We start from the raw sequence: 13356 nt of genomic DNA on the forward strand, positions 1-13356 counted from the left end.
GCCCTCAGGGGCGGGGAGGGGGTCGGGGGCTTTTTGCTGATGGTATTGCTCTAAAACCGCCTGTAGCCGTGGTCCGGCTTGGAATTGATGAACGGGCAAGCGCTGCARGCTTTCACCYTCTGTGGCAGTGAGCCTKAGGGCGTCATTGAGGCTGAGSGYTGGATTGATGGCGCAAAATTTTTCAGCATTGCGCAGGTCGCCAGGGCGTAATTCAAGCCAGGCCCCTTTGTGTTGCACCAGGGGGCTGCGTTTGGCCTGGAGCCGTTCCAGCTCTTTCAGGCTGATTGTTACGCCGCCGATCATSAGCTCCCACTGCCAATCCAGGCTTTCTCCCAGGCTGAAGCCCTTGGTGCCAGTTGGTAATTCAGCTGTAATTGCCAAACCAAGCCTGCTGGCAAGGCCGCCGCTGAGGCTTGGCGGTAACACCACCCCAACGCCCACATCCCGCAGGCGGTTAGTGGCTGTGCGCACCAGAACAAAGGCCTCGGCTGGKGCCAATTGCATTTGTTCAGGGGTGGCTTCCTCCAAACCCCTGGCCAGGGGTTCAAATGCCACCAGGGCYCTGCCCAAGCCCTCCAGCAATAATTCCGCCGGTTCTGGCACCAAAATCTCACCCAGCTGCAGGTTGCCTGYGCCTGCAGCCCACACCGCCGCTGCCGGTTTTTGCAGGCTGGGATCAGCCTCGGCCTGCAAGCCAAATTGCAATTGCCACAGTTCACTGCCCTCTGGTGGCACCTGCAGTTCCAGAAGGGCCCTGGCTGGTGCCATGCGTCCCGCCACTGTTTCGCGCCAATGGGCCGTTGCGGTGGCAAGCCTTTCCCCCTCTTCTGGGGGCAGYTCAAGGCTGGCTGTGGGGCTGGCTAGGGCCGCCTGCCAGGCGCTGAGCAGGGGGTTGAGCTTGCTGGAATCAATTGTTTGATCAGCGCGCAATTGGCCATCGAGCAGCACGGCGAGGATGGCKGCCACCTGCTGACGCGCCGCTGTTGGTTTTTGGCARGCGATCGCCGTTGCTTCATGGCTRCTAGCGCTAAGAACCACCSCTGGCATGCGGTTGGCTAGATCCTCGAGGCGGCGGCGGTCGTCCTCATGGTTGAGCAGTGGTTCCCAGCGGGCTTCTGCTTTGCCGCCTTGCCYGTTTTGCACAACCGGCAGCCAGCGACCCCTTGCGATCAAGCTCAATACCCAGCGCTGCAGGTGGCTCCACCACAACAGTTCATCGCCAAGGCAGTGGTTGCTGCCGCTCGCCAGGGGTAATTTGCTAAGCCACGGGGCAGCTTTTGCTGCTGGCACCACAAGGGCCGCCACCCGCCAGGGCCACCACTCCAACTGCTTAGGTAAAACTTCACCAGCCATCAGCGGCAGGCCATTGCTGCGGGTGGGCAGGCTCAGCTGCAGTTCCTCGCCCCTAAAYCCCTCCGGCAGGAGTTGYTGTTCGCCWAGCCAAGCTTTTAATTGGCCTTCATCAAGGGCRAGGGGGTGCTGTTGAACCTGCTGTAACTGGTGTAGTTGCAGTGGTTTTGCCACCTGCCAATCATCTGCCCAGAGGGCTAGGCATGGTTCAGCAGGTTTCTGCAGCCAAACGGCATGCAGCAGGCTCATGGCCTTAGCGGCATAGGGGGCTGCATCATGGCCTGATCAGGCTTAAGAAGCTTCACCATGGCAAGTATCCCCCGTAACGGCATTCCCCGTAGCGGAGCCGAAATCCGCGAAGCCTTCCTCGCTTTTTTTGAACAGCGGGGCCATAAACGGGTGCCCAGTGCCTCCCTGGTGCCGGAAGACCCCACGGTGCTGCTCACAATCGCCGGYATGTTGCCCTTTAAACCGGTGTTTTTGGGCCAGCAGCAGCGGCCGGCGCCGCGGGCCACCAGTTCCCAAAAATGCATTCGCACCAACGACATTGAAAACGTGGGCCGCACCGCACGGCACCAAACCTTTTTTGAAATGCTTGGCAATTTTTCTTTTGCTGATTACTTCAAGGAAGATGCAATCAAATGGGCYTGGCAGCTGAGCACCGAAGTATTTGGGCTTTCAGCAAACAACCTGGTGGTGAGTGTGTTCCGGGAAGACGACGAAGCCGCTGAGATTTGGCGCAGCAGCGTAGGCGTTAACCCCAAACGGATTATTCGCATGGATGAGGCCGATAACTTTTGGGCATCAGGCCCCACCGGTCCCTGTGGACCATGTTCTGAAATTTATTACGACTTCAAACCTGAACTGGGCGACAACAATATCGATTTAGAAGACGACTCGCGCTTTATCGAGTTCTACAACCTCGTGTTTATGCAATACAACCGCAATGCCGAGGGTGAACTCACACCGCTAGCTAATCGCAATATCGACACCGGCATGGGCCTAGAGCGCATGGCCCAGATCCTGCAGCAGGTGCCCAATAACTATGAAACCGACCTGATCTTCCCCCTAATTGAAACCGCTGCCGAGTTGGCGGGCCTGAACTACAGCAACCTCGATGCCAAAGCCAAAACCTCGCTAAAGGTGATCGGCGACCATTCCCGTGCAATTACCCAATTGATCTGCGATGGCGTAAGCGCCAGTAATTTAGGTCGCGGCTACATCCTCAGGCGACTGCTGCGGCGGGTGGTGCGCCACGGAAGGCTACTAGGAATAAACAAACCTTTTTTAACCACTATGGGTGAAGCGGCGATCGCCCTAATGGCTGAGGCCTACCCCCAATTATTAGAGCGTCGTGAGGCGATTATTGGCGAACTGAGCCGGGAGGAGGAGCGGTTCCTCGAAACCCTMGAGCGGGGYGAGAAATTGATGGCGGAGGTGCTTGCCAGTGAGCCCAGCCAAATAACTGGTGAACAGGCATTTGAGCTCTATGACACCTATGGCTTTCCCTTGGAGCTAACGGAAGAGATCGCAGCGGAACAGGGTCTCAAGGTTGATCTAGCCGGCTTTGAGCAGGCGATGCAGGCCCAACGCAAACGGGCTAAAGCTGCCGCGGTAAGCATTGATCTCACCCTCCAAGGGGCTATCGATCAGCTAGCCGCCGCCGCTGTTGCTACCACCTTCACTGGTTATCAAAGCCTTGAGCGCTCTTCTSTTGTTTTAGCGCTTGTGGTGAAYGGTGAACCAGCCCAGCAGGCCACCGCCGGCGATCGAGTGCAATTGCTGCTCGATGGCACCCCCTTTTATGGCGAAGGTGGCGGCCAAGTGGGTGATCGGGGTGTGCTGGTTGGCGCCGCCGGCAGCGATTTAAAAGTGAATATTGATGCTGTTARCCGCAACCGCGGTGTATTTGTGCATAGCGGCACTGTTGAACGGGGTTGCCTTGCCGTAGCCGATGGCGTAGTTGCCCAGGTGGATCGCCTTAGCCGCAGCCGCGCCCAGGCAAATCACACTGCCACCCACCTGCTGCAGGCTGCCCTCAAGCAATTAGTGGATCCAAGCATTGCCCAGGCAGGGTCGCTGGTGGATTTTGAGCGGCTTCGCTTTGATTTCCATTCGCCCCGTGCCGTAACGCTTGAGGAGCTCGAGCAGATCGAGGTTTTGATCAATGGCTGGATCAGCGAGGCCCACCCTCTGGAGGTGGCCGAGATGGCGATCGAGCAGGCCAAGGCCGCTGGGGCGGTGGCGATGTTTGGTGAAAAGTATGGCGATCTAGTGCGGGTGGTGGATGTGCCGGGTGTGTCGATGGAGTTATGCGGCGGCACCCATGTGGCTAACACCGCTGAACTTGGTGCCTTCAAAATTATTGCTGAATCAGGCGTTGCCGCAGGCATCCGTCGGATTGAAGCRGTTGCTGGCTCTGCCCTTTTGCCCTACTTAAACCAGCGTGATGGGGTGGTGAAGGCCCTCGGCGAGCGTTTCAAGGTGCAACCCACTGAAATCCTGGAACGGGTTGCGCTTTTGCAGGAGGAATTAAAAGCCACTGGTAAGGCATTAGCTGCAGCCMGGGAGGAACTGGCATTRGTTAAAGCAGCGGCATTGCTGAACCAGGCCGAAACCGTGGGGGATTATCAAATTTTGGTGGCCCGCCTTGATGGCATTGGCGCTGATGGAATGCAAACCGCCGCGCAGCAACTACAGGAGCAGCTCGGGGATGGGGCAGCTGTTTTGCTTGCAGGGGTGCCTGAGCCAGCCAAGGTGACATTGGTGGTGGCCTTTGGCCCTGAGTTAATCAAACGTGGTTTACAGGCCGGCAAATTCGTGGGCGTTGTTGCAAAAGCTTGCGGCGGCGGCGGTGGCGGCCGGCCGAATTTGGCCCAGGCCGGCGGCAGGGATCCAGGGGCCCTGCCAGGCGCATTGGCTGCAGCTAAGGCCCAACTGCAAGAGGCACTGGGCTGAAGTAGTTGTTCAGAAAACAAGCAACTCTCGTTGCTCCACAACATCTGTGAGCAAAATCATAAGAATGCTTGCTATGGATCATCAACGGCATCGCACAGATTTGCCACTTTGGGTTCATCGGAGTCGAGCTCACCGCTCGTCCGCCACTCCACTTACCCAAGGATTCTTCCATGGCCACTAACTTCTCCAACCTTCGCGCTGTTCTTACCGCTGCTACTCCCATCGGCCTCATTGCTCAGTTGATGATTGGCGCTCCATCCTCATTTGCACAAACAAGCACTGCCGTTTTCAAGCCCGAATCGCAAAAAATTCAGCTTGGAAATCTGCGTCAGTTAAGTTTTCGTTTACGTTCCGGCCAACCCGTTGCTAGYAGCGAGCTTGATTCCTATAAGGMGTTTTGCGCTGAGCAAGCCAGCCAGGCCAACGTAAGAGATACGGCTCAGGRRAAAAGCGATACACGCAGAAATTCTCGCTCTCAGCATTTTGATAATTCTAATAACTGGGATAAGTCCCACAACAAAGACAGCACCTATAAGCAAAGTGGCAAGGTCAATGTTGGCCTTTTCGGCGGAAGTGGCAGGGTTAATTCCGACATCAGCCGAAATGACAACGGCACCAATAAAGGTTCACAGGCTGATATCAGTAAAACAAGTCAAAGCAGCAGTTCTTCTACTCAAGACAACAGGTCTAGCCACTCCGATTTCAGTCGTGAATCAGCCCAAGATTGTGCTGCCGTGTTGGAACATCTCACCGCCAAGGYTCAATCCAGYGCTGAATTAGCTAARGCYAATGTTGAAGCCGCAGTAAAAGATCGCGAGATTGCTGCAAACGAACGCATCCGCATGGCGGAAATCGCATCCCAAAAGGAGCTGGCTTTGATGSAGGCCAAGCTGCTCCGMCWGCAGGGCGAGAGTCAGCAAACCCAGGGTTGGACGCAGCTTSGTATGGGCCTCCTAAMTAACCTGCTGCAACCCCAGCAACAGGCGGGAATCGTTCAACCTGACCTGGCCCAGCTGCAGCAGCTGATTCTTAGTCAGCAGGCGCAGATCAAGGCTTTGCAGCAGCAAGCTGGCAAGTGATACAAAATAACTTCTCCACAGCCCCTGTAACCCCGGGGCTTTTTAGTTAAAGCATCTGGGCGCTAATTAGCCGATCCCAGATGCTGGTTGGCAGTAGTTCACTGGCAAGCACTGAAATTGATTGATGGCCGCAGCGGTAGCGGGCGGCTGGTTTTGGTTTTGTTAAGGCATTTTCAATCGTTTGCGCCACCAGCAAAGGCGAGGAGGCGCCTTGATAAACCCTTTCCCAGCCGGCGCGCACATTGCGCATCATTTTGCCGTAGATGTTGCATTCCAATGCTTTTTGCATAGAAGGAAAAGCAATCTCACCAAAATTRGTAGCGATTAAACCGGGCTCCACKATCACCACCTGTAGCCCAAAACTTTTTAATTCCAGCCTTAGGGCATCACTAAGKGCTTCKAGGGCGAATTTGCTTGCGCCATACCAGCCTGAACCWGGTGTTACCCARCGCCCGGCAATGGAAGACACATTCACAATGCGGCCGCAGCCCCGTTGCCGCATGGCAGGCACCAAAAGTTGGGTTAGCCCCATCAGGCCAAATACATTCACCTCAAAAATTGCCCGGGCTCTCTCCAATTCCATTGTTTCTAGGGGSCCCACYTCGCCAAARCCRGCGTTRTTCACCAAAGCATCCAAGGCGCCAACCCGGTTTGCTATTTGAGCTGCTAGGTCACTGCGGGAATCAGCATTGCTGAGATCAAGCTGGAACAGCTCTGCCCCTTGGGCCTCAAGTGCTGCCATGGGCTCAAGCCGCCGTGCTGCGGCAAAAACCCGCCAACCCCGATCCAGCAGCAGGCTTGCTGTGGCTGCGCCAATTCCGCTGGAGGCGCCGGTAACTAAAACACTCGGTTTTGTCATCTGCATCAAAGCAACCTAATTTCAATGCAGCTYTAAMGCAAATGATGCAGATATTCAGCCGCTGGCCTGAATCGCAAGCACGGTTKGTGCGYTGGGTTTTGCTGCTYGGCTGGTTGCTGTTGATCGTTTCCTTGTTGTTTCCAGTGATTTCCCTGCCGGAGGGCATGACACCGGCATGCGCCGATTGGATGGATTCATGCACGGTGCATCGCCAGCCGGGTAACCGCCTTTTTTGGGGTGTGGTGGTGCCATCGGGCTTGATGTTGATTGTGCTGCTCAGCCACGAGCTATGGCGGCGCATCTGCCCCTTGGCCTTTGCATCGCAATTGTTTCGCGCCTTAGGTCGCCAACGCACTCGCCTCGGTAAGGGCGGCAAACCTGAGGTGGTGAAGGTGAATGCCGATTCATGGCTGGGGCGCCATCACATTCAGCTGCAGTGGTCTTTATTGATCTCAGGGCTTTGCCTGCGCCTGTTGCTGGTGAACAGCAGCCCCATTGGGTTGGCGGTGCTTTTGCTGCTYACCCTCTGCGCTGCAGTGCTGGTGGGTTGGGCCTATGGCGGTAAGGCCTGGTGTCAATACGTTTGCCCCATGGGGCCAGTGCAAACGGTGCTCACCGGTCCGCGGGGCCCCCTGGGCAGCACTGCCCACATCGGCAGTTCAAAAATCAGCCAATCAATGTGCCGCACCATCGGCGAMAGCGGTAAGGAGCAAAGCGCCTGTGTGGCTTGCCAGGCCCCTTGCCTTGATATCGATGCAGAGCGWCATTTCTGGAACAATCTGGCGGCAAAACCAGGTTTGGAATGGGCCTGGTATTCCTACCCGGGCCTGGTGCTGGCCTTCTTTGAATTAATGCGCCGCATGGTAACTGGCGCCACCGATTACAGCGCCCATGTTGGTTATTTGCGCAACGGTTTATGGGCCTACGACGCAAACCTGCCGCAACGGGCTCTASAGCCCATAGAGCCGTGGTTGCCCATGCCTGCSCTRGTGGCGGTGCCCATTGCCCTTAGCCTCGCGGCKGCTATGTCGGTTGTTTTKTTTCGCTGGCTTGAAAGCCAGATGCAAAAGCAATATGAGCGGTTAGGTCGCCGCGAAGCSAAAGCATTGGCTACCAGCCGTTGCCGCTTAATTGCGAGTTTTTTGGCGATTAATAGCTTCTTTTGGTTTGTGGATCCAAGCCAAGGKGCCCTTGGCTCCAATGGCGGCCAAGTGATTCGCTCCTTGGTATTAACGGTTTCGGCGATTTGGATCTTTCGCGGTTGGCAGCGGGATCAGGCCACCTAYAGGCGTGAAAGCACCAGCGAAAGTTTGCGYAAACAACTGCAGGATCTACCTGAATTGCAGCAGGCCCTYGATGGTCGTTCCTTRGAGGAGCTYTCACCCCAGGAGGTGTTCACTTTGGCAAAGGCCCTGCCTGCGGTGGGGCAACAACAAGCTCGCAATATCTATCGYGGTGTAATTGCAGACATGTTGCGCTCCGGCCGCTTGGAGCGGGCCAGTTCCCTGTTGCAACTCCAGGATCTGCGCCAAACCCTGCACCTAGAGGATCAAGAYCACCACGAAGCGATGCGTTTRTTGGCAGAAGAGGAACCCAATCTGCTCAAACTTGATGCKCGCCAACGCCAGATCAATGATCTACGCCAGGAAGCGGTTACCGAGGCCATTGAGGAGTTGCTTGCAACTGCKGGCCTGCAGGTGCTGGATCTRGCGAGCATTAGTRAGCCATTGAAKCAACGCTTGGAGCAGATCCGTCAAAGCTGCGGCCTGGCYGAGGAAAATTGGCAAAGYRCCTTGGCAAAGTTTGGCCCTAAGGGGGAACAAGCCCTAACTCGGCTCAGCCAGCAGGTGGCTGATTGGCATCASCAGGCTGGTTTGGCCGCTCTACTAAAACAACAAAGTGAGCAMATYGCCTTGTTGCRCCCYCTGTTGCTAGCGATGCAATTGCGCTGCGCAGGGCTTGAGGCGTTGCTGATTCCAAAATTGCAGCAGGCAAATTTAGAGCCACTGCCCAGCTGCGTGGAGCCAGCGGGCAGCTTGGAAGAGGCCTTGGATTTGCTCTTTAGCGACCCCGACCCCGACACCGCAGGTTGGGTATTGCTACTTGAACGTGAGTTATTTCCAGAGAGGCTTGCCCGCAGGCTCCAAAATCCGCGCCAAGGTTTGGCTAGTTCAGCATTTTTGGAAATCCAATTAGGCGGCCAATCCCACCAAGATGCAGCGGAATTTCCTTTTCTTGCCTCATCWCCACTGTTTAGTGATCTACTGCCGGCTGGTTTGGTTTGGGTGGCAAGCCARGGCCATATCCACCAGTGGCAACCTGGCGAGGTGGTGATTGAGCAGGGGGCTGTTAGTGATGGGGTTGCCGTRGTGCTGGCTGGTGAWGGWCGCMTCACTGGCCAAGGGGGATCTGTTGTGATCCTTGGGCCMGGCCAAACCCTTGGTGAAATGGGTGTGATYACWGGCATGAGCCGCAGCCGCACSGTTTTGGCCGGCCCAGAGGGCCTMAGGGCTTTCCAATTGCCAAGCGATGCCTTTGAGGAATTGCTGCATCGCTCCCCTCAGTTCAGCCGCGACCTATTGCGGCAACTAGCGCAAAGGCTCACAGTAGCCACGCTTTAAACAGCCTTTGCATGCGCAGCAGCAGGTCTTGTTGTTGGGTTTTTGCCGCTTCTGCTTCAAGTTGTTGTAGTTGAGCTTGGCGACGGCTCACYARWAGGCCAATGCGATCGAGCAGGCTTGGATCATCATTTAAAAGGCTGGCTAGGGCTTSGCGATCGATTTCCAATAGGCGCACCTCCCCTTCAGCTCKMACCGTGGCGGAGCGACATTCGCCAGTGCATAGGGTCATTTCACCAAATAAATCGCCCCGTTTTAGTTCTGCAATCGCCAAATTYTCGCCATTGCTTTGCAAGCGGCTTACCGCCATGCGSCCGTGGCACACCACAAACAATGAATCACCATCGTCTCCCTCTGCAACCACAGTTTCACCATTGCCATAGCTACTGCATTGGCTTGCTTCGATTAGATCCTCCAACTGGGTTGAGCTAAGGCCGCCAAACAGGGGTGTTTCTTCAAGTAGCTGTTTGATCTCATTTTTATTTGAAGTATTTGTTGTGKTTKTGGCATCGCTAAGGCGTACGTCGCGGATGGGATAGGGGATGCTTTGGCCTTGGCGAGCCAGGGCATACCACAGYTGTTCGAGTAGATCGCTGCGTAATCCCAAGCTGTTGCCGTAGCTGGCTTGCCACACCAGCCATTCGTAGCGGATGGCACTGTCGTCGAAGCCGGCAAGGCGCACCACTGGGGCTGGATCGCTCARTACCAGTGGGTGTTGATGTGCCAGCAGCAGYAGTAGTTCTTTGGCTTGGCCCGGTGGCAGGCTGTAGTCGAGGCCCACAAAGATGCGATTGGCRTGGGGCCCATAACCGCTGAAATTGCGTAGGTCAGAAGCGGTTACCCGGGCATTGGGCATAACAAGTTTTGAACCATCCACACAACGCAATTGGGTGTCGCGCCAACTGATCGATTGCACTTGGCCGATCAAACCACCCACCTCAATCCAATCTCCCTCCCGWARYACCTGCTCCAATTGCARGCTGAGGCCGCCGAGMAGATCTTTAAGSGGTTCYTGGGCCGCTAAACCAATAATTGCAGTTAGCACCGCTGAGGTGGTAACGATGCCGAGCAGGTCTACCTTGGCCCGCTGTTGCAAGGTAATCACCACAAGCAAACCGCTAATCAGCACAAAAAGCAGATCCCGCAGGATTTTCGGGCTATGGGGCAGCAGGCGCCAGCGGGGTAATAGTTCCAGGCCAAACCAAAGCAGCACCCTTGTGATTGCAAGGGCCACYAKCAAGTCATCGGCTAGGCCAAAACCGCCAGACATTGGAAATGTGGCRCCAAGGGCCYRGGCCAAWAGGGCGGCGCTGCTGATGCGCCAGGGGAAGCGATAGCCCCAAAACCTATGGATGCTGCGGCTGAACAGCTGCAGTAGAAATAGGGCGGCTATGCAGATCAGCCACGYRGCCATGGCGTTTGGGGGAGATTTAAACCTCATCCTGGCGCCAGATCGTTCTTTATCAATGCCCAAAGGGCTTTTCTATGGCGTTCATCAACTTGCTACTGCTGCTGMTGATGGGGCATTTCCTTGGCGACTTTGCTCTMCAGAACGGCCGCATGGCGAGGGAGAAATGCGCKGGRCCYAACCATTCCTTGCCATGGGGCTATTGGTTAACAGCCCATGGTGCAATTCATGGTTTGATCGTGGCTTTATTAACTGGGGTACCGTTGCTTGGCCTTGCTGAATGGCTTGTGCATATGTTGATTGATTGGGGCAAGTGCCGAAATTTGTATCGCTTACCCGTTGATCAAAGTTTGCATTTGTTTTCTAAAGCAATTTGGACCCTGCTGGCCATTGTTGTGTTTGCCGTTTAGCCATGGCCATCGCTCCCCTCACCCCTGAACTGCTGCGCGCTTTCCCACTATTTGAAAGTTTAGAACAGGCTGATTTAGAGCGGCTGCTGGAGCGTCATCTGGCCAGTGCCCTTGGAGAAGATCAGTTGCTKGTGCAGGAGAGCGACTGGGGTGAAACCCTTTTTTTGATCCGTGCTGGTTTAGCAAAGGTGCGATGTTTCAGCCCTGAYGGCGAAGAAGTGGTGTTGTGTTTGCTTGGGCCTGGTGATGTTTTCGGCGAAATGRCTTTATTGGATGAAAAACCGCGTTCCGCTGATGTGCTCAGCCTCACTCCAKTGAATTTRGTTAAGTTCTCAGGYGCATTATTTCGGCAATTGATGCTTAGCCGAGCGCCCCTTTCAYTGGCGATTGCCCAATTGCAAAGCAAGCGCTTGCGGGAGTTGAATCGCCGTTTTGCGATCCATTCAGCCGATGCCAGCACCCGCCTCTTGAATGCTTTGGCCCAATTGGCTTGCCTCAGCCAATCTGGCGCCAATGTGTTGAGTGTGTTCCCCGCCCTTGGCCAACGGGAACTGGCTGCAATCGCTGGTTTATCAAGGGAAACAACCTCGCGCACCCTAAGCAAATTGCGGGAGCGGGGTTATCTGGAGGAAACGGCTGCAGGTATGCGTTTATTGAGTGAAGAACCGCTCAAACGGCGCTGCTTGYTGTGAGTTAAATCACGGCGGCYCTTGTGTTGGGCCATGGGCTTGATTCAACAAGYTGTGCAAAGGTAAATGGGTGTTCCAGGCAGTTGATTATGGGTTTGTTTAAACACTTGCTTTTTGCGCTGTGCGCCACAGCACTGMTACCAAKCCTTGGCTTTGCCCAAACAACAGACACCCGCAGTCAATTCCCTGGCCGCCGGGTGGGGGGAGGCACCAGGGGGGAATGCACTTCAAGGTTGGTTGCCCACCTGGTGTTGCCTGCCAATATTCAAGAGGTGGCCAAGGGCAAACCAGCMACCATTGSCATTTTGGAGGGCCCCGCTGCCCAAACCTATCCACTAYTAATAAATTTGCAGGGGCTGCGCTCYTACCAGTTGGAGCCCATGGCCGCTGGGGTGAGGCTAATTACCCTGCCCGCTTTAACGGCTGAAACCCGCTGGGARAGYTCYTTCCTTTGCCCWGGGGCAGTTGGTTTAGCTGGCGACCCCCTTGGTTTTATTACCACTGCCTCGCCGCCTGCTCTTAGCTTGATTCGCCCGGGGCAAGGGGTTGGATCTGGAACCCTCCTCAACCGCCTGGCGGCAAGCTGTGGTTCAAGCATTCCTACAACTGAAATAAGCAAGTTTTTAGGTGGTGACCCTCTGCCAGGTAATTGGCCTGAGCAAYTACCGGTGCGCTGCCAGAAACTTTAGTTATTTATACCTGTTAATTCGTATACCTCAACGCTTTGATCTCTGCCCTTGAGGGGGAAGCTGCCCCAGCAGTTGAATTGCCATTGCTCGGGATTTGTTAATAGATTTAGGGTCTCCTTCGATAGCAATACCCTGCAGAGATTAACCTGKCGTTCCTTRTTYAGTGATTCAAGGCGAGAGCTAACATTTACTACATCGCCAATAACTGCATATTCCATACGTTCGCTACTACCCATGGAGCCAGTGATTACTTCTCCGCTATGGAGGCCCACCCGTAATTTCATTGCAGGCCGATTTTCCGCTAGTAATTGTTGATTTAATTCAAGTAATGTGTGCTGCAATGCGGCGGCACTATTTAAAGCTTGGTTTGCGGTTTGCGTGGGGTTTTGAGCTAGGGGCACCCCAAATACCGCAAGGAAACCATCACCGGTGAATTTATTTACCATGCCCCCATTGCTATGGATTACCTGCACAAATTTTTCCATGCCGGCATTAACCCATTGCAGCGTTTCAGCCGGTTGAAATCCCTCAGCCACTTGGCTGAAGCCAACAATATCGGCAAATAGAATCGTTACGGCTAATTCCCTGCCAGGAAAGCGCCCCTCCTCCAATAGTGATTCCCGTTGTTTCCACAATTCAGCAGCCACCTCGGGAGAGGTGGTTTGCCCCAATAAACGTTCGATTTGGCGCCGTTGTAAYTGCCCGGCAGCACCTCGCCGCAGCCAACCGGCGGCTGTGATCAAGGCAAGGGTAGTCATGGGGRTGCTGATGCCAATCCAAATGCCTTGAAGCAGCAGGCCAAAASCAATKGCYAGCAGTAAAAGCTCRCCACTAAGCARMAYCCAACCGCTGCGCCGTAGGGCCTTAATTCCTTCGCCAATGGCGATGCCAGCGGCTGTAATCAGTGCTARGGCAATGGTTTCAGTGAAAGCCGGTAGCACATTCATCTGGTAGTGGTTGCCCTGCCCTAGGCGGCTTAGGGCTGCTAAGCGGTGGGCATGCACTTCCACGCCAGGCATTGTGGCCAGTTGTGCCGCACCACTAAAACGGGTGTAGGGGGTGTTGAAATYATCCCGAAGAGAGGGTGCAACACTACCGATTAAAATAATTTTGCCCTTTAGATCAGCCTTTGGAATTTTGTTATCTAAAAGGGATGAGAGGTTCCAAATAGGAAAGCTACCAGGTTGTAAAAAACTCAGCATTCTTTGTCTACCAGCTGCATCCACTTGCTTGTATCCACCGGAACCTGGCGTTAGCCAGCGACTTTGCAGTTGGGGATTTTTAAAAGTTGAACGC

10 protein-coding genes are annotated in these 13356 nt (G+C 55.0%); 6 read left to right on the forward strand and 4 right to left on the reverse strand.

Features of this window, described 5'->3' with window-relative positions; genetic code table 11:
• A partial coding sequence (locus C7K08_RS10270; RefSeq protein ID WP_193464828.1) for an SNF2 helicase-associated domain-containing protein occupies positions 1-1599 on the reverse strand: 1599 nt, incomplete at its 3' end.
• A 57-nt stretch (positions 1600-1656) separates the two neighbouring features.
• On the opposite strand from C7K08_RS10270, the gene alaS reads away from it, so the two are divergent.
• Both alaS and C7K08_RS10280 read left to right on the forward strand, forming a co-directional pair.
• A complete protein-coding gene (gene alaS / locus C7K08_RS10275) occupies positions 1657-4308 on the forward strand; it encodes an alanine--tRNA ligase (RefSeq protein ID WP_106500533.1) in 2652 nt (883 codons plus the stop codon).
• Positions 4309-4478: 170 nt separating this feature from the next.
• Positions 4479-5387 (forward strand): hypothetical protein, encoded by a 909-nt coding sequence (locus C7K08_RS10280; protein WP_106500534.1) that lies wholly within the window; start codon positions 4479-4481, stop codon positions 5385-5387.
• A gap of 46 nt (positions 5388-5433) precedes the next feature.
• On the opposite strand, the gene C7K08_RS10285 is transcribed toward C7K08_RS10280, so the two are convergent.
• Positions 5434-6246 carry an SDR family NAD(P)-dependent oxidoreductase gene (locus C7K08_RS10285; RefSeq protein WP_241537198.1) on the reverse strand — a complete coding sequence of 271 codons (813 nt, stop codon included), beginning with the start codon at positions 6244-6246 and terminating at the stop codon, positions 5434-5436.
• A 119-nt stretch (positions 6247-6365) separates the two neighbouring features.
• Between C7K08_RS10285 and C7K08_RS10290 the strand changes: the two genes are divergently transcribed.
• Positions 6366-8867: a cyclic nucleotide-binding domain-containing protein gene (locus tag C7K08_RS10290; protein WP_161955885.1), complete on the forward strand. Its 2502-nt coding sequence runs from the start codon at positions 6366-6368 to the stop codon at positions 8865-8867.
• Here the strand turns inward: C7K08_RS10290 and C7K08_RS10295 are convergent.
• Positions 8848-10278 carry a mechanosensitive ion channel family protein gene (locus tag C7K08_RS10295; protein WP_161955886.1) on the reverse strand — a complete coding sequence of 477 codons (1431 nt, stop codon included), beginning with the start codon at positions 10276-10278 and terminating at the stop codon, positions 8848-8850. The two genes, C7K08_RS10290 and C7K08_RS10295, sit on opposite strands and share 20 nt — an antisense overlap.
• 71 nt (positions 10279-10349) lie before the next feature.
• Between C7K08_RS10295 and C7K08_RS10300 the strand changes: the two genes are divergently transcribed.
• The 3 genes from C7K08_RS10300 (at position 10350) to C7K08_RS10310 (ending at position 12060) form a co-directional block, all read left to right on the forward strand.
• The gene (locus tag C7K08_RS10300; protein ID WP_106500538.1) at positions 10350-10682 is read left to right on the forward strand and encodes a DUF3307 domain-containing protein; all 333 of its coding nucleotides are present in this window, start codon (positions 10350-10352) and stop codon (positions 10680-10682) included.
• A 2-nt stretch (positions 10683-10684) separates the two neighbouring features.
• Complete coding sequence (locus C7K08_RS10305) at positions 10685-11374, forward strand: Crp/Fnr family transcriptional regulator (protein ID WP_341272157.1); 690 nt, start codon at positions 10685-10687, stop codon at positions 11372-11374.
• A gap of 104 nt (positions 11375-11478) precedes the next feature.
• On the forward strand, positions 11479-12060 hold the full coding sequence (locus C7K08_RS10310) for a hypothetical protein (RefSeq protein ID WP_206603838.1): 582 nt from the start codon (positions 11479-11481) through the stop codon (positions 12058-12060).
• Here the strand turns inward: C7K08_RS10310 and C7K08_RS10315 are convergent.
• A partial coding sequence (locus C7K08_RS10315) for an adenylate/guanylate cyclase domain-containing protein (protein WP_117434643.1) occupies positions 12057-13356 on the reverse strand: 1300 nt, incomplete at its 5' end. The two genes, C7K08_RS10310 and C7K08_RS10315, sit on opposite strands and share 4 nt — an antisense overlap.

The organism is Synechococcus lacustris str. Tous (assembly GCF_003011125.1).
Classification (GTDB): Bacteria; Cyanobacteriota; Cyanobacteriia; order PCC-6307; family Cyanobiaceae; genus Synechococcus_D; species Synechococcus_D lacustris.